Source organism: Bradyrhizobium nanningense (assembly GCF_004114535.1).
Taxonomy (GTDB): Bacteria; Pseudomonadota; Alphaproteobacteria; order Rhizobiales; family Xanthobacteraceae; genus Bradyrhizobium; species Bradyrhizobium nanningense.
Genome location: NZ_LBJC01000024.1, coordinates 313,833 through 330,208, shown reverse-complemented (window position 1 = coordinate 330,208; position 16,376 = coordinate 313,833). Strand labels below are relative to the sequence as shown.

Genomic DNA, 16,376 nt, shown 5'->3' with positions numbered 1-16,376 from the left:
CCTGGTTGCCTCAATCCTCGTACGACGAGATCTCGATCAGGCTGCCATCCGGATCCCGGCAATAGACCGAGCGCAGCGTGCCGCAGGCGCCCTGCTTGAGAACCGGGCCTTCCGCGATCGCGACGCCGTGTGCCTGCAGATGCGCCACCACCTCGTCGGGCGCAGCGGAGGTGAGGAAGCAGAGGTCCTCGCTGCCGGCGGTCGCCTGGTCCGCGGTGAACCACTCCACCTTGTCGGCATCGCGCGGCCGGACGTTGATCTTCTGGTTACCAAAGTGAAGCGAAGTCCGCGGCGCTTTGCCGCCACCGGGATCGAACACCTTGACTTCCATGCCGAGAATCCTGCGGTACCACTCCGCACTGGCCGCGACATCGGCGACGTTGATCACGAGATGATCGAGAGCTTCGACCTTGACCGGCATGCCTTATCCTTTCGTCGTGATGCGTCCCGTGCACTTTCCGCCTGCGGCAAGCTTTGTTACAACCCCGCCGACGCCGGGTTCAAGCTATCCGGCTTCAAGAACAACACGTTGGGAGAACCCTTGAGATGATCACTCGCCGTACCGCGCTGGGCCTGCTCGCCGCCAGTCCGCTTGCAGCCACCCCGCTGTCGAAGGCTCTTGCCGCCGATTATCCGGCCCGGCCCGTGAAATGGGTGGTCGGCTATCCGCCGGGCGGCGCCACCGACATCCTGGCGCGACTGATCGGCCAGCGGCTCTCGGAAAAGTTTGGCCAGCAATTCGTGATCGAGAACAAGCCGGGTGCCGGCAACAACATCGCCACCGAATCGGTCATCAATGCCGAGCCCGACGGCTACACGTTGCAGCTGGTCAACCCGGCCAACTACATCAACGCCTCGCTCTACACCAATCTGAAGTTCAACTTCGTGCGGGACATGGCGCCGGTCGCTTCGTTCCAGCGCGTTCCGAACGTGATGACCGTCAACAAGGACGTGCCGGCCAAGAACGTCGTCGAGTTCATCGAATATGTGAAGGCCAATCCCGGCAAGGTCAACATGGCCTCGTCGGGTAACGGCACCTCGGTGCATCTGTCCGGCGAGATGTTCATGGCCATGACCGGCTGCAAGATGCAGCACGTGCCCTATCGCGGCGCCGCGCCCGCGATCACCGACATGCTCGGCGGCCAGGTGCAGGTGATCTTCGACAACATGCCCTCGATCATCCAGCACATCCGCTCCGGCTCGCTTCGTGCGATCGGCGTCACCACCGCAGAGCGCTCGCCGCAGCTCCCCGACGTGCAGGCGATCGCCGAGACCGTGAAGGGCTACGAGGCCAGTGCGCTGTTCGGCATGGGCGCTCCGAAGAACACGCCGAAGGAGATCATCGCCAAGCTCAACAGCGAGATCAACACGCTGATGAAGGAGCCCGACATGACCAAGCGTCTGGTCGAGCTCGGCGGCGAGCCGCGGGTGCAGACCCCGGAGGCGTTCGGCGAGGAGATCAAGGCCGAGACCGAGAAGTGGAAGAAGGTCGTCGAGTTCGCCGGCCTGAAGGTCGACTAGCGATCTTTTGATGGCCAGACATGGAGCCCTGCCTTGCGGCAGGGCTTTTTCTTGCGTGGCTTGTTTCGTTGATGCGGAATAAAACGGCACTGCGAAACCTGATGATAGATGGCGCCGTATCCCGTGCCAGCTAGAGAGGAGTTGGATCATGCGCAAGACGCAATTGGTGCTGCTGATGCTCGGGGCGGCGGTCCTTGCCGGCTTCGCCACCGTCACGCCCGCCGCGGCGCGCGACTATCCATGGTGCGCCCAGGGTGGCGAGTATGATTATCCCGGCGAATGCGCCTACAACAGCTATGAACAATGCCAGGCCAGCGTGTCGGGCCGGCTGCTGTATTGCGATCGCAATCCTCGCTTTGGCTACGGCCAGGAGCAGCCGCCGCAACCTCGGCCCCACCGACGCACGCGGCCCGTCGCGCCGTACTAGCGCGATCAACGTTCCCTACTGAGCGCTGCCTGATCACGCACTCGTGCAGAACCGTGTGCTGAGGTTCTGGCTTGACGCGTTCCCGTTTGCACTTATACTAAACCTTATGGTTAAGTATCAGGACGAGACGCTGGACCGGACGTTTGCGGCGCTATCCGACCCGACGCGCCGTGCCCTGCTGGCACGGCTCGGCGACCAGGACTGCCTGTCGGTGAGCGAACTGGCCGCACCGTTCCCGATCTCGCTGCCGGCGGTCATGAAGCATCTCGACGTGCTCACGGATGCGGGCCTGATCGTGCGGGAGAAGACCGGGCGCACGGTCGCCTGCCGGCTCACCGCGCAGCCGATGGAGCAGGCGATGAACTGGCTCAATCGCTACGCGCAATTCTGGTCCGACAATCTCGATCGCCTTGCCGCCTTCGTGGAGGAAGAGACATGGCCAACGCAGCCGTCAACGCCGAACTCAGTGCCGCCGAGCGCGCAACGGAACGCCCAAGCCTCACGCTCACGCGCCGGCTCCGCGCGCGGCCGGAAAGGGTCTACGCGGCCTGGACGAAAGCCGAGCAGCTAGCGCAATGGTTCGGGCCGCCGCACATGAAGCCTGCGACGCTTCGAGCCGAACTCGACGTCCGCACCGGCGGCAACTTTCGCATCAGCTTCACCCGTGATGACGGCGAATATTTCGAGGCCGGCGGTACCTATCGCGACGTCGTGCCGAACGAGCGGCTGGTCTTCACCTGGGCCTGGCATTCGACGCCGGAGCGCGAATCGCTGGTGACGATCACGCTGAAGCCGGACAGCGCCGGCACCTTGATGGTCTTCCATCACGCGCAGTTCTTCGACGAAACCGCCCGCGACAACCATCTGCGCGGCTGGAGCTCGTTCTTCGACAAGCTCGATGCCTTCGTCGCCTGATCCCGATCAGAGGAGGACACCATGCAGCAACATCAGATCGTCTCGCGCGAGCAATGGATCGCCGCCCGCAAGGCTCATCTGGCCCATGAGAAGGAGCTCACTGCGGCCCGCGAACGCCTGGCCGAGGAGCGCCGTGCCTTGCCCTGGGTCAAGGTCGACAAGAACTACGTGTTCGACGGACCGAACGGCAAGCTGACGCTCGGCGATCTCTTCAAGGGCCGGCCGCAGCTCGTGGTGCAGCACGTGATGTTCGCACCGGATTGGGACGCCGCCTGCAAGAGCTGCTCGTTCTGGGCCGACGGTTTCGAGCGCATGGTGCCGCATCTTGCCGCGCGCGACACCAGCATGGTTGCGATTTCACTTGCGCCCGTTGCCAAGCTCGACGCGTTCAAGAAGCGGATGGGCTGGACCTTCGATTGGGTCTCCTCGGGAAGCAACGACTTCAACTACGATTACGAAGTCTCGTTCACGCGCGAGCAGATCGACAAGGGTGTGCCGAAATACAATTTCGGCACCACGCCGTTCTACGGACCCGAGCTGCCCGGCATCAGCGTGTTCTTTCGCAATGAGGCTGGCGAGATCTTCCACACCTACTCATGCTTCGCCCGCGGCCTCGATATGATGAACGCCGCCTATCAATACCTCGACCTCACGCCGCTCGGCCGTCACGAGGAGGGCTTGCCCTATCCGATGGACTGGGTTCGCCTGAGCGACCAGTACGAACCGCAGGCGACGAAGGAGGCGTGCTGCCACGAGTGAGGGGGCACCTCGCTCAGCAATGTCGTCCTGGCCTTGCCAGGACGATGGCGGCGTTTGGGGTGGCGCAAGTCGCCGTTTTACCGCTTCGCGTCCGCCTGCTCCGTGGCGGTGCACGAGATCAGCATCGTGTAGGCGCGGGCGTTGCCGGCGATGTCGGTGGTTTTGAGCTCTCCCTTGGGCTCGGCGGTCTGGTAGGGCACCACGGAATTGTCAAGGAAGTCGCGCAGCGCGCCGGTCTTGATGGCGAAGTTGATGTTCTCGGGAATATCGCCAGTCACAGCGGCGATGCGCAATCCCGGGATCTTGCCGGTGACCACGCCCACGATCTGGCCGGTGGTGTCGAACAGCGGGCCGCCGCTATTGCCGGGCTGCACGGGGGCGCTGATTTGCAGGAAACGCGTGTCATTGCGCATGCCGCTCAATGAGCTCACGATACCCGTCGTCACGGTGAAGTCCGAGCTGAGCAGTCCGTGGTAGGGAAATCCGATCGCGACGACGGAATCGCCGGAGTGGAACGAGCGGTCGCGGATACGGGCAAAGTCCTTGAATGCCGTCGTCGACGGCGCCTGAAGCAAAGCGAGGTCATTGTTGGCGTCGGTCGAAACGACGCGCAGCACCATCGCGGCCTCGCCGGTGAGGTTGCCCTTGATGTCGCCGACGCAGCCATTGATCACATGATTGTTGGTGACGAGGTGCCCGCTCGCGCTCACCACAAAGCCGGTGCCGCTCTTGCCTCTGCCGGATTTGCCGGACGCCGGCGGCGCCTGCTTGTCCGGCGCGGCCTGCGGCTTGGCGGCCACCTTGGTGAGGTCACCGGCCTTGCTGAGCCCATCGGCTTTTACCCGGGTAACGCAATTGGCCAATGCCGTGACCACGGTTCCGGCGGACGTCAGGTCGAAATTGAGGACAGTGCGCCCACTCGTTGCGACCATCAGGCCTGCCTTCTGAAACGTTCGCGTGACGTTGGCAGGCATGACCGCGGTAAGCATGTTCGGTTGATTGGCCGTGGCGAACAGCCGAGCCTGCTCCTGCCCATCGAAGATGACATCGATCGCGGCGTTCTCGCCTTGCTTGAAGCGGTAGCTGGGACTCGCGAAGCTCAGGGTCCATGAACCGGCAGCATTTTGGCCCACGACGAGCATGACGCCGTTTGCATAAGGTGCCGTTGCTGCGCAATGGGAGAAGGCGCCCGTTTGGTCGTTGCTGAAGGCACCGCCGATCCAGTTGCCGACATTGACGGAGCCGAACGGCCCCGCCGCATTCGCGGCTCCGACGACACCCATCTGCAAAAAAGACGCGACGATTAATGACCTAAGCCACATACCAGCCCCCGGAACGCTCTTGGACGCATCTTATCTGCGGAAGCGGGCGCCGCGCAACCGGCAGTTGTCCGTCCCGACGGAATCCTCTCGCGGCGACTTTCGGACTTGCCTTTACTTTGCAGCGCTATATACTTTGCAATACAAAGTAACGGGACAGCAATCCCGAAATGAGCGGAACGAGGCTTCGGCGTTGCCAATGCGCGATCTCGACAAGGCTTTGGCCGATATCGTGGCGATCCGCAGCCAGATCGCGGCCGGCACGGCATTCCGCGGTTACGGCCCGGCGACGATGGCCGCGACCGGTGCCGTCGCACTCATCACGGCCGTCCTGCAATTCTGGCTGCTCGGCGATCCCACCACTGAGCCGCTCGGCTTCTTCGTCGGCTGGTTTGTCGCCGCCGCACTGTCCGTCCTGATCATCGGGGTCGAGATGCGCGCGCGTTCGCGCCGCCATCATTCGGGTCTGGCCGATGCCATGATCCACCAGGCGGTCGAGCAGTTCCTGCCCGCGGGCGTTGCCGGCGTGCTGCTCGCGGTGGTGATGTGGAAGTTCGCGGCCGAGACGTTGTGGCTGCTGCCGGGCCTGTGGCAGATCCTGGTGTCACTCGGCATCTTCGCCTCCGTCCGCTCGCTGCCGCGCACCGTCGCGTTCGCCGGCGCCTGGTATTTCGTGTCCGGCTTTTCAGTGGTGGTGATTGCGAGCCAGACCCACGCGCTGTCGCCATGGACCATGGGCCTGCCCTTCGTGATCGGGCAGTCGGTGATGGCGGCCATTCTGCATGTCGCATCCGGAGACCATGATGTCGAAGACTGACAGCGCACCCTTCTCCTACGAGGGGCTAGATCGCGTGATCCACGAGAAGGCGAGGCTTGGGCTTCTGACCTCGCTGATGGCGCATCCCAAGGGGTTGGCATTCGCCGACCTCAAGCAGCTGTGCGGCCTCACTGACGGCAATCTCAGCCGGCACCTTGCCGTGCTCCAGGAGGCCGGCCTCGTCGACGTGACCAAGGGCTACGAAGGCAACCGTCCGCACACCACCTGCCGCCTCACCAAGACCGGGCGCCGCCGCTTCCTCGACTATCTCGCCGTGCTGGAGCGCCTGGTGCGCGACGCCGCCAAGGCCGCCGGCCGCGAGGCGCCGCCGCTCGGCCGGCTCGGCATCGTCTCGACCTGATCCTCCCCTTTTTTGACCGGAGACTTTGCAATGCAAAGTGATGCGTCCCTTAACGAGAAGCTTCATGTCGGCATCATCATGGACGGCAACGGGCGATGGGCGACACGGCGCGGCCTGTCGCGCCTGCGCGGCCACGAGGCCGGGGTCGAGGCCATCCGCCGCATCGTCGAGGCCGCGCCCAAGCAGGGCATCGGCACGCTGACGCTCTACGCCTTCTCGACCGACAATTGGCGGCGGCCAAAGGCCGAGGTTGCCGCACTGATGACCTTGCTGCGCTTCTATCTCGCCAATGAAGTGCAGAGCCTGGTCAAGAACGGTGTGCGCCTCACCGTGATCGGGCGTCGCGATCGCCTGCCTGAAGGCATCGCCAGCGCGATCGCGCGCGCCGAGCAAACTACCACCGAAGGTAACGCGCTGCATTTGCGCATCGCGGTCGACTATTCCGCGCGCGACGCCATCCTCAATGCTGCGGCGAAGGCGGCGGCGCTGACCAGCATCACCCGCGAAGCCTTCTCGCAGCTCGTCACCGGCGAGGCCGGCCTGCGCGACGTCGATCTCATCATCCGCACCTCGGGCGAGAAGCGGCTGTCGGACTTCCTGCTCTGGGAAGGCGCCTATGCCGAGCTGCACTTCACCGAGCGGATGTGGCCCGAGTTCGACGCGGGCGATCTCGCCGCGGCCCTGGCCTCCTTCCACGGCCGCGAGCGCCGCTTCGGCGGCCTTCAGGCGATCATGCCCGAGGAGGTGCCGTCACTCTCCCGTGTGTGACGCGCGGCACGTGCAAACGAGCTGTTCGTTTTCAGCCGCATGATTGGCAGCCATGTCCAAGCGGCTGGCGTGCGGCCTCGGTTAGGTGTGCAACCCCCAGCAACCTGCCGAAAGCGTCACGCATGTCACAGCTGTTTCCGGGAGCCGTCGTCGAGCCGGTCGAGCTGGCCGAAGCGAAGGGCCTTGTCTGCATCAGAACCGCCAGCGCATCCGATGTGGAGAATCTGTCGGTCTATTTCACCGGCCTTTCCGCGACGTCGCGCAACAAGCGCTTCAGCGGTGCGCGAGCGGACCCCGGCGCGGTCGCGGCCGAATGCATCGCCAAGAGCGGCGGTCTCGATCATTTCACCTTGCTCGCCGAGCTCAGAGAGGACGGGCGGGGCAGGATCGTCGGCGAAGCGCGATACGCCTACGACGCGGCGGCACGGCACGGCGAATTTGCCATCTCGGTCGCCGATGCCTTCCAGCGCAACGGCGTTGGCCTTCAGATGATGACGGCGATGGAGACGCTCGCGATCGATCTCGGCCATGAGATGATCGCCGCCGAGACGGCGCGCACGAACGCCGAGATGCGCGGTCTCGCCAGGAAGGCCGGATTTAGCGATACCGGGCTCGGAGACTGGCAGTCGGTTCATCTCGCAAAACGCCTGTCGCGATAGCCGGGCCTGCCGTAAACCCGCTTGCCCGCGAAGACCGAGCGGTCGAACTGCGGCGCTGCGTCCATCCGCGGGGCTGGACTGCATCGTCGAATTCTGGTGTCGTGGCGTGCCCTCAATTGCTTGTGTGCGCATGCCGCCCTTCAAGACCATTCGCGCCCGTGCCGAGAAACGCAAGGGCGGGCCCAAGGCCCTGGAAAAGCTGATGCCGGCGAAGCCCGACCTGAAGCGTCTGGCGAAGCTTGGCGACGATCGCATGCTGGCCGAGATGACCAAGCGCGTGTTCTGCGCCGGCTTCGCCTGGAGCGTGATCGATGAGAAATGGGATGGCTTTGAAGAGGCCTTCCTGCATTTCCAGCCGGCCAAGCTCGGCTTCCAGCCCGAGGACTATTGGGAAGGCCTTTTGCGCGACGCGCGCATCGTGCGCAACGGGGCCAAGATCATGTCGGTACGCGACAACGCCGCTTTCGTGCAGGAGATCGCGAAGGAGCATGGCAGCTTCGGCAAGTTCCTGGCGAAATGGCCCTCGTCCGACCAGATCGGCCTGCTCGATCTCCTGACCAAGCGCGGCAGCCGTCTCGGAGGCAACACCGGCCAGATGCTGCTGCGCTTCGTCGGGTGGGACGGTTTTGTCACGTCAAAAGATGTCGTCGTCTGCCTGCGCGACGCCGGTCTCGACATTGCCGAAGAGGTCAAGTCGAAGGGCGATCTCGCCAAGGTGCAAGCGCAGTTCAACGCCTGGGCCGAGGAGACCGGCCTGCCCTATACTTATCTGTCACGCATCTGCGCGCTATCGGTGGGCGAGAACCGCAGCGAATAGCAGAACGCCTCGGGAGAAGCGCCTACCAGGCCGCACGACCTGCTCGGAGACGGCGCCGACCGCATCCGGATTGTCCAAGCCGCCGATTAGCGCAGCTCGCGGGCAGATCGTGTGCATCTTGTGGCGATCTCGTGCCGTGAGCGCGGCAGATGCAGCGCGCGATCACAAATTACATTTCGCCGGAACATTTGCCCGCAGCACCTGTTCGGGGTTGAGCCAGGCGGACAAAGGCGCAGGGAACGCGCGCTCCCGCCCCGGCCAATGAAACCGGACACAGAAACGGAGCAGCTCATGAAGCTCACATCCGAACAGGTGAAGCAGACCGTCAACCAACTCGGCGCTCAGGTGCTGCCCGACGAACATCCCGCCATGCCGCAGCTCAACAGCATGTTCGGCGAGCACACCTTCTTCGTCGACGAAATGGGCCTCAAGGTCCTCGAGCCCACCGCGTCGGTCGGTGCCGATCGCCAGAGCGGTGAAGTCGTCAGCCTCGCCGATTGGGGCGATTCCGACCTGACGCGTCTTATGGCGCACGAGCCCGAGCCGACCGGCGTGATCGTGGTGTTCGAGCACGTGAGGCATTGAGGGCCCGAGCGAGTCTCCTTCATCGGTGACGGGTCCTGGAAAGGCCCGCCACCGTCGCTCGTGCATCGCGAGCGCTATGCCGCTGTCGGGGAGCCTCAAATGCCCAATGTCAGCTGCGGCTCCGCATCGTCTCCAGCCTGGAGGGCGGACAGCGAGACACCCAGCAGCCTGACGCGCTTTCGCAGCGGCATCTCGGCCTCGAGCAGGCCGCAGGCTAACCGCTCAAGACCGTCGCTGTCCCTGACCGCGGCTACGACGGACCTGCTGCGCGTGATGATCTCGAAGTCGGCAAACTTGATCTTCAGGGTCACGGTGCGGCCGCGATGACCGGTGGCCTCGCAATGGCGCCAGACTTTGTGGACGAGAGGCCTGAGTTCGGCGGCCAGCGCGTCATATTCGGCAAGGTCGGTCGAGAAGGTGTTCTCCGCCCCGATGGACTTGCGAATCCGATTGGCCCGGACCGGCCGGTCGTCGACGCCGCGCGAGATCCAGTAATAATAAGCGCCCGACTTGCCGAAATTCGCGTTCATGAACTCCAGCGTCTGGTTGCGGATGTCGAGACCGCTGAACAGGCCGAGCGCGTTCATCTTCGCAGCTGTCGCCGGCCCGATGCCGTGAAACTTGCCGACTGGCAGTGTCTCGACGAAGGCCGGTCCCATCTCCGGCGCGATCACGAACTGGCCGTTGGGCTTGCGATGATCGGAGGCGAGCTTTGCCAGAAACTTGTTGTAGGAAATGCCCGCCGAAGCGTTGAGGCCGGTCTCGGCCTTGATCTTCTCGCGGATCCGCAGCGCGATGTCCCGCGACAGCGGGATGCCTTGCAGATTTTCCGTCACGTCGAGATAGGCCTCGTCGAGTGACAATGGTTCGATGATCGGTGTGTGCTCGGCGAAGATGTCGCGGATCTGCCTGGAGACAGCCTTGTAGACCTCGAAACGCGGCCTGACGAAGATCAGATCGGGACATTGCCGCTTCGCCGTCACCGACGGCATGGCGGAGCGAACGCCGAACTTGCGCGCCTCGTAGCTCGCGGCCGCGACGACGCCGCGCTCCGCCGAGCCTCCCACCGCGACCGGCTTTCCGCGCAGCTCCGGATTGTCGCGCTGCTCCACGGATGCATAGAAGGCATCCATGTCGATATGGATGATCTTGCGCACCGGCGAGGGCTCGCCGGTCACCGTGTCGGATTCGCTCATGGAAAGATGATACAATCGCGCGATGGGAAGCGCGAGGTGATGGATGTTGCAGTTGTTGGTCTTCGTGATGGGTGTGCTCGGCATCGGCTGGCTGATCGGCGCAACCAATCTTCCGGGAGAATGGTATGCCGGTCTCGCCAAGCCGGGCTTCGTGCCGCCGAACTGGGCGTTCCCCGTGGCGTGGACCAGCCTCTACGTCATGATCGCAATTGCGGGCTGGCGGACCTTTAGCCGCGAACCATTAGGCAGTGCGATGCTAGTTTGGGCTGCGCAACTGGTGCTCAATTTCGCCTGGTCTCCGGTCATGTTCACGATGCACCAGATCGGGGCCGCGCTCGTCATCCTCATCTGCCTGTTCGTTACAATCGTCACCTACATCGGTCTCGAACTGTCACGTGATCGTCCGGCAGCCGCGCTGTTCCTGCCCTACGCAGCCTGGGTCGGGTTCGCCGGCGTGCTCAACGCGGCGATCTGGCGTTTGAACTGACACATTCAGCCTCGATCGTGCCGCCGTGACGACGGCGGCACGATTGGTGCACCACGGCCGATGGAGATGGGCACTACTCATTCGCCGTGACGCTATGACGAGGACGCCGCTGCTGCGATCGGGATCGACAATCGCATTCCGCGGTAGCCGACCACAACTTGCGGGTTGAGCCCGCCAAGGGCCCATGGCATATTATGCCATGACAAACCAGCTCCCGGAGGATGCTAAATGCCCACTCGGAACGTGGTCCTGACGGAGCGTCAGGAAGAACTCCTCGAGACCCTCGTCAAGTCTGGTCGCTACCAAAATGCCAGCGAAGTGCTGCGCGACGGGTTGCGGCTCGTGGAGCAGCGCGAGGCGGAGGATGCGGGCAAGCTGAAAGCATTGCGCGCGGCAGCTCGCGCAGGTGTCGGGGCGTTGGACCGAGGAGAATTCAGAGAGTTTGGGAATATCGAGGAGCTGCAAGTCTATTTGAATGACCTCTCGGAGAGGGTCATCTCCAGAACAGCCGAATAGAGCCCTCATGGCCGAGCGAAGATGGCGGGTTCGTCTCGGCGCTGCCGCAGAAGTCGACTTTGCCAACATCCTCAAATGGACCACAGAGAATTTTGGCACGCGACTATCGCGCACCTATCGGGACACGCTCGTTCAGGCGATCGGCGAACTCGCGAACGGCCCCGATGTCGTAGTCTCCAAGACGCCGGACGAGATCATGGCAGGTCTTCGCACGCTCCACGTTGCGCGACGGGGTCGTCGCGGAAGTCACTTCCTGATGTATAGGGCAGCACCTAACAGCACGATCGAAATCGTACGGATACTCCACGACAGGATAGACCTTCAGCGCCACGTTCCATCTGCCTCCGACGAGAGCGCGGGATAGAGGTTCTGAAGCATTGCCGGGAAACGACGACGCAGATTTGCTACGTCGGCATGCTCTGGCGCAACTGGCGCGCCACGGCCGATGAAGATGGGCACTATTGCTTCGCCGTGGCACTATGATCCCGCCGCTAACCATGCGCCCCAACAGCTTAATCTGCGACGGTCTTCGATCTTATGCTATGCTCAAAAGCTGCTCTGCCGATTTTGTCGGGGTAGTACGGTCTATTTCGGTTTTGTTGAACCATTCCCTGTGGGACTGTGAGACATCGATCGTGTCGGAAAGTGACGAGATATCCAAAGGAAGACCAGCGCGTATCGAGTGTTCAGTCGTCTTCTTACCGGAAAGTGAGGGTGGTCGCACCTCTCCATTGCCGCCAGGAGCCCTGTCAGGAGATGCCTATCGGCCACATCTCGCGATCGGTGACCCAGCCCAACGTCGGGCTATAGTGACAGACCACAACCGCAGCCTTGAAGAGTACATCGGGGTCGCCTTCCATCAGGGGCCGCCGGTCCCTCAAGTCGGCATGGAGATGAGAACAGTGTTGACGCTGATGTACTTCCCTCACCCCATGTGCGATAAGCTGGCGCCCGGCGTTACGTTTACTGTGCGCGAGGGTCCGCAGATCGTCGGCTATGGCACCGTTCGTCGGCGGCTAGACCGTTGGGATTGAGCAGCGAAATTGCGTCCAAGCTACTCAGAGGTTCAGGCCGCAGCAAGAGTGCTGCACGACGAGGGGACTCGTCATGGGTGGTGGCCGCGTCACCTAACCTATGATGGGCTGGACCCGATCGGCCAGAGCGAGTTTGACGGCATCGTCGAACGAATCTTGATGGCCGCTGCGGCCGCGCGTAAGCCGGCTCAGGGCTAAAACCGGCACTCGGGCGCCACGGTCAGTGTGTCTAGTCCAGCAGGACGTTGGCCCGTGAAAGGCTCAGCAACCAGTCCGAATGAGGTAGAAGTGATTGCCCAACGGCGATCCCCACGCGCCACATGATCCGACTTCGGTATTTGCAACTCTCTTCTTCCAAGCTGACGATTGCTCCGGCGACACGATTTCATCGCTCTCGTCGTAGACAACGGCGTGCCCGATTCCAAATCCACCCCAGTGCCATATAGCGAAACGAGGTTCACCCGACGACGGAAGCTTCGACACATCCTCAAGATAGCTGCGGCGCATAGCTTGGAAATGGATTCTCTCTCCGGTCTCCATTGCTAGTGACCAGACGATGCCCGCATTAGCGATTACGCCAAGTGTGGCGAGTGGGAGAACTGACATCGAAACTGCCCGCCACCATTGACGGGCACTTACGGAAAAAATCGCCATCCCGAATGCGAGCATTGCCGAGCAAGTCCATGTGATAAACAAGACCGGCACGCCTAAGAAGGCCAGATCGAACGGCCCACTCCAAAGGATGATCAAGATCATGGGAAAACAGCAGGCCAATGCAGTCGGCCACATTGTGAAGCGATCCTTGCTTACACTCGTCGTGGCCACGTTCTCGCTCCGCATTAAGCAATGCTCCGATCTGCTGAGCCGACCCTAGCACGTCAGCGGCGCTTGTGTCCGCTTCAGGTCATCGGCGTCGATATTGCCAAGTCCGCCTTCTCGTTCGCTATTGACAATCCCCCGCGTTGCCGACCGAAGCCGCGTTCGTCGTCAGAATTGATGGGGCGCAGATCTCGACCAATTGGGACGGCTAGATAAAAGCGACGGTGTCGCTCCGGGCCGTCGGGGGTTGCAAGTGTTTGTCTGCACATTGTTTTGGATGGCACTTCAACGGCACCGCATTAGGAGGCCCGGTGCCGTTCGAACCGAGAAAGCATTCAAAATCAACGTTCCGAGCGACATCGTTCGCGGGGTAGCGTCTTGTTGCGTAGGCTCGGCATGGATGCCCGCCATAATCACATGGAAGGCCGCTGCCGGACCAACGGAACGCCGTCAAGGCTCGCGCTTCGCGCGACCGGCTCCGCCGGCTTGCGGCCTTGACTGCGCTCCGCTGGCCCGGCTCTTTTGCTTCCATGCGTTCATGGCCCGCTCTGCGCGATCGCGCTCATGCTGCAGAGAAAGTGCGAGTTCGCAGGGCTACAGCGTGACTTGGCGTAGACATCGGCCGTTCTGTGGATCGGCCCGGCTTGCCACAGTGGCGCCATGGCTCCCTCTCACAAATCGCAGCTGCGGCGCCCGCCGGACCGCGCCACCCTTGAAGATCTCTACGACTATGCGCGTGCGTCCGCGCGTCCTGGTCGACGACGAGCGAAGCGCGCTTCGGTGACGTGGGCGGTGACGGACGACTGGCCGAAGGACGTGCCGGTGACTGAAACGGAGATCGACGTCTTCGAGGCCTGGTTCGGTGATTTGTTCGACGAGTTGTTTGGAAAGGACTGAGGGGACATCAACATGGCTGCAACGGTTCGGGCGGCTCTTTACCTGCGAGTCTCGACGGGGCGGCAGGCCGACAGCGATCTCTCCATCCCAGATCAGCGCCGCCAGGCGAAGGATTATTGCGCATCGCGTGGGTGGGAGATCGTCGCCGACTATGTCGAGCCCGGCGCGTCCGCCACGGACGATCGGCGACCGGAGTTCCAGCGCATGATCGACGCGGCGACGGTCAAGCCGCCGGCGTTCGACGTGATCCTCGTGCACAGCTTCAGCCGGTTCTTCCGCGACCAGTTCCAGCTTGAGTTTTATGTCCGCCGACTTGCCAAGAGCGGTGTGCGTCTGGTGTCGATCACCCAGGAGCTCGGCGACGATCCGATGAGCAACATGATCCGCCAGATCATGGCGCTGTTCGACGAGTACCAGTCCAAGGAGAACGCCAAGCATACGTTGCGGGCCATGAAGGAGAACGCCCGTCAAGGCTTCTGGAATGGCGCGCTGCCGCCGATCGGCTACCGCGTTGTGGAAGCCGCCGAGCAGCGCGGCCACCGCACGAAGAAGATGCTGGAGATCGATCCCATCCAGGCCGAGACTGTGCGGCTAATCTATCGCCTGGCGCGCGAAGGAAACGGCGCATCCGGATCGATGGGCGTCAAGTCGATCGCCAAGCATCTGAACGAGTCCGGCATCCGAACGCGCGATGGCGGACGCTGGGGTCTCGATGCCGTGCACAAGGTACTGACGCGAACGACGTATATCGGCCGCCACCGCTTCAACACCAAGCATTGGAAAACGCGCGAACGAAAACCGGACGCTGAAGTTGTCGAGATGGCGGTGCCGCCGATTATCGACGCGGCCGAGTTCGAAGTGGTGCAGACGCTGCTCAAATCGCGCAGTCCCGCAATGACCGCGCCGCGCGTGGTCAGCGGACCCACCCTTCTTACCGGCATCTGCTTTTGCGCGACCTGCGGCGGGGCGATGACGCTGAGGACCGGAAAGAGCGGGAGATACAGGTACTACACCTGCTCGACCAAAGCCCGGCAGGGCGAGACTGGCTGCAAGGGCCGTACGGTTCCGATGGAAAAGCTCGACAGCGCGGTGGCCGAGCACATCGAGCAGCGCCTTTTGCAGCCCAAACGTCTCGAGGAAGTTCTATCGGCCGTCCTGCACCGCCGGAAAGAGCGCGCTGAGCGCCGAACGACGCATATCGCCGAATTGCGCAAGCGTGCGGCCGAAGCAGAAGCCAAACTCAAGCGGCTGTACGATGCCATCGAAAACGGGATCGCTGACGTCTCCGATCCGCTACTCAAGGAGCGCGTGACCGAGCTGAAGTCCATCCGCGACCAGGCCCGCGCCGACGCAGAGCGGGCCGAGGGCGCGCTGGATCGGGCTGGGCCGAGCATCACACCCCAGGCGCTCAAAACCTTCGCCAGCCAGGCCCGCAGGCGGATGCGGACCGAGTCGGGCGGTTACCGCCGGGACCACCTGCGCGCGCTGGCCCAGCGCATCGAGGTAGACGCGAAAGAAGTTCGCATCATGGGATCGAAAAGCGTGCTCCTGCGCACGCTGGTCGCTGCGTCCAGCGCAAAATCGGCAGGTTTTGGAGTGCCCAGTTTTGTACCGAAGTGGCGCACCCGACACGATTCGAACGTGTGACCTTTGCCTTCGGAGGGCAACGCTCTATCCAGCTGAGCTACGGGTGCAGTCGCAGGTTCATTTAGCCGATTGGCGAGGGGGGAGCAACCGTTCTCGCCGTAATGGGCCTTACGCCGATTTGCGCCGGACAGGGCCCGGAACCGTTGCGGCCTGCCGGCCGAGGCTGGCGAACTCGACCAGCACCCGTTCGGCGCAGATGACGCGATTGCGGCCGAGCCGCTTGGCGACATAGAGCGCCTCGTCGGCCGCGCCCAACAGGCGGTCGGGGGCGCCGTCGACCGAGCCGGGAATCTGGCTGGCGACGCCGACGCTGAGGGTGACGTGGTCGCCGGCGCCCGCAGCGCCATGGCCGATCCGTAAGGCCATGACGGCGCCGCGGATGTCCTCAGCGATGACGCAAGCACTATCGCAATCCATGTCAGGCAGGATCAACGCGAACTCCTCGCCGCCGTAGCGGCTGGCGAGATCGAGCGGGCGCACGGCGTGCCGGCTGACGACGGCGGCAATTGCCCGCAGGCATTCGTCGCCGGTCTGGTGGCCGTGGTGGTCGTTGAACAGTTTGAAATGATCGACGTCGACGAACAGCAGCGCCAACGGCCTTCGCGTGCGGTGGGCGCGGGCCCACTCCGTCGTCAGCATCTGGTCGAAGGAGCGGCGGTTCGCCAGCCCGGTCAGCCCGTCCTTGGTGGCGAGCTCCTTCAGCGCCATTTCGGCCCGTTTCTGGTCGGTGAGGTCGCGCAGCGTCTCCACCACGGCGATCAGATGTCCGGCCTCGTCGTGGATCGGGCCGGCGTCGATGGCGAGATAGAGCTGGCTGCCGAGCTTCGGCATC

At 63.2% G+C, this 16,376-nt stretch carries 19 protein-coding genes, 1 tRNA gene and 1 pseudogene; 15 read left to right on the top strand and 6 right to left on the bottom strand.

All coding sequences use genetic code 11. From position 1 onward, the window contains the following. Window positions 1-10: 10 nt before the first annotated feature. On the bottom strand, window positions 11-421 hold the full coding sequence (locus XH84_RS19080; protein WP_128922739.1) for a VOC family protein: 411 nt from the start codon (window positions 419-421) through the stop codon (window positions 11-13). A gap of 125 nt (window positions 422-546) precedes the next feature. Between XH84_RS19080 and XH84_RS19075 the strand changes: the two genes are divergently transcribed. From XH84_RS19075 to XH84_RS19055, 5 genes and pseudogenes are all read left to right on the top strand, one after another. Continuing rightward, window positions 547-1,521, top strand: coding sequence for a Bug family tripartite tricarboxylate transporter substrate binding protein (locus XH84_RS19075; RefSeq protein WP_128922740.1), 975 nt, complete (start codon window positions 547-549; stop codon window positions 1,519-1,521). A 148-nt stretch (window positions 1,522-1,669) separates the two neighbouring features. Next, window positions 1,670-1,948: a DUF3551 domain-containing protein gene (locus XH84_RS19070; protein ID WP_128922741.1), complete on the top strand. Its 279-nt coding sequence runs from the start codon at window positions 1,670-1,672 to the stop codon at window positions 1,946-1,948. Window positions 1,949-2,054: 106 nt separating this feature from the next. Further along, complete coding sequence (locus XH84_RS19065) at window positions 2,055-2,519, top strand: ArsR/SmtB family transcription factor (RefSeq protein WP_128922742.1); 465 nt, start codon at window positions 2,055-2,057, stop codon at window positions 2,517-2,519. Between the two features lie 11 nt (window positions 2,520-2,530). Next, window positions 2,531-2,863, top strand: a pseudogene (locus XH84_RS19060) (SRPBCC family protein); the annotation flags it as partial. 21 nt (window positions 2,864-2,884) lie between these two features. Further along, complete coding sequence (locus XH84_RS19055; RefSeq protein ID WP_128922744.1) at window positions 2,885-3,622, top strand: DUF899 domain-containing protein; 738 nt, start codon at window positions 2,885-2,887, stop codon at window positions 3,620-3,622. 77 nt (window positions 3,623-3,699) lie between these two features. Here the strand turns inward: XH84_RS19055 and XH84_RS19050 are convergent, their stop codons facing one another. After that, window positions 3,700-4,944, bottom strand: coding sequence for a S1C family serine protease (locus XH84_RS19050; protein ID WP_128922745.1), 1,245 nt, complete (start codon window positions 4,942-4,944; stop codon window positions 3,700-3,702). 196 nt (window positions 4,945-5,140) lie between these two features. Here XH84_RS19050 and XH84_RS19045 point away from each other — a divergent pair, with 196 nt between their 5' ends. From XH84_RS19045 to XH84_RS19020, 6 genes are all read left to right on the top strand, one after another. After that, window positions 5,141-5,758, top strand: a complete 618-nt coding sequence (locus XH84_RS19045; RefSeq protein ID WP_128922746.1) for a hypothetical protein — start codon at window positions 5,141-5,143, stop codon at window positions 5,756-5,758. Then, on the top strand, window positions 5,745-6,119 hold the full coding sequence (locus XH84_RS19040) for a transcriptional regulator (RefSeq protein WP_164936664.1): 375 nt from the start codon (window positions 5,745-5,747) through the stop codon (window positions 6,117-6,119). Before XH84_RS19045 ends, XH84_RS19040 begins: the two co-directional genes overlap by 14 nt. 30 nt (window positions 6,120-6,149) lie before the next feature. Further along, entirely contained in the window at window positions 6,150-6,887 is a 738-nt protein-coding gene (locus XH84_RS19035; protein ID WP_128922748.1) for a di-trans,poly-cis-decaprenylcistransferase, read from the top strand. 122 nt (window positions 6,888-7,009) lie between these two features. Next, window positions 7,010-7,546 (top strand): GNAT family N-acetyltransferase, encoded by a 537-nt coding sequence (locus tag XH84_RS19030; protein WP_128922749.1) that lies wholly within the window; start codon window positions 7,010-7,012, stop codon window positions 7,544-7,546. A gap of 130 nt (window positions 7,547-7,676) precedes the next feature. Continuing rightward, the gene (locus XH84_RS19025) at window positions 7,677-8,363 is read left to right on the top strand and encodes a DNA-3-methyladenine glycosylase I (protein ID WP_164936665.1); all 687 of its coding nucleotides are present in this window, start codon (window positions 7,677-7,679) and stop codon (window positions 8,361-8,363) included. A 291-nt stretch (window positions 8,364-8,654) separates the two neighbouring features. Further along, window positions 8,655-8,948, top strand: coding sequence for a hypothetical protein (locus XH84_RS19020; RefSeq protein WP_128922751.1), 294 nt, complete (start codon window positions 8,655-8,657; stop codon window positions 8,946-8,948). A gap of 95 nt (window positions 8,949-9,043) precedes the next feature. Here the strand turns inward: XH84_RS19020 and dinB are convergent, their stop codons facing one another. Then, window positions 9,044-10,144: a DNA polymerase IV gene (dinB, locus tag XH84_RS19015; RefSeq protein WP_128922752.1), complete on the bottom strand. Its 1,101-nt coding sequence runs from the start codon at window positions 10,142-10,144 to the stop codon at window positions 9,044-9,046. 43 nt (window positions 10,145-10,187) lie between these two features. Here dinB and XH84_RS19010 point away from each other — a divergent pair, with 43 nt between their 5' ends. The 3 genes from XH84_RS19010 to XH84_RS19000 all read left to right on the top strand — a co-directional run bounded on the left by XH84_RS19010 (window position 10,188) and on the right by XH84_RS19000 (window position 11,511). Then, entirely contained in the window at window positions 10,188-10,631 is a 444-nt protein-coding gene (locus XH84_RS19010) for a TspO/MBR family protein (protein ID WP_128922753.1), read from the top strand. Window positions 10,632-10,859: 228 nt separating this feature from the next. Next, complete coding sequence (locus tag XH84_RS19005) at window positions 10,860-11,147, top strand: type II toxin-antitoxin system ParD family antitoxin (RefSeq protein ID WP_128922754.1); 288 nt, start codon at window positions 10,860-10,862, stop codon at window positions 11,145-11,147. A 7-nt stretch (window positions 11,148-11,154) separates the two neighbouring features. Further along, complete coding sequence (locus tag XH84_RS19000; RefSeq protein WP_128922755.1) at window positions 11,155-11,511, top strand: type II toxin-antitoxin system RelE/ParE family toxin; 357 nt, start codon at window positions 11,155-11,157, stop codon at window positions 11,509-11,511. 931 nt (window positions 11,512-12,442) lie between these two features. Here XH84_RS19000 and XH84_RS18995 read toward each other — a convergent pair. After that, complete coding sequence (locus XH84_RS18995; RefSeq protein WP_128922756.1) at window positions 12,443-13,006, bottom strand: hypothetical protein; 564 nt, start codon at window positions 13,004-13,006, stop codon at window positions 12,443-12,445. 903 nt (window positions 13,007-13,909) lie between these two features. Between XH84_RS18995 and XH84_RS18990 the strand changes: the two genes are divergently transcribed. Then, on the top strand, window positions 13,910-15,544 hold the full coding sequence (locus XH84_RS18990) for a recombinase family protein (RefSeq protein WP_128922757.1): 1,635 nt from the start codon (window positions 13,910-13,912) through the stop codon (window positions 15,542-15,544). Here the strand turns inward: XH84_RS18990 and XH84_RS18985 are convergent. Both XH84_RS18985 and XH84_RS18980 read right to left on the bottom strand, forming a co-directional pair. After that, window positions 15,515-15,591 (bottom strand) — tRNA-Arg (locus XH84_RS18985). The two genes, XH84_RS18990 and XH84_RS18985, sit on opposite strands and share 30 nt — an antisense overlap. 61 nt (window positions 15,592-15,652) lie before the next feature. Next, window positions 15,653-16,375, bottom strand: coding sequence for a GGDEF domain-containing protein (locus XH84_RS18980; RefSeq protein WP_245471767.1), 723 nt, complete (start codon window positions 16,373-16,375; stop codon window positions 15,653-15,655). Window position 16,376 lies beyond the last annotated feature (1 nt).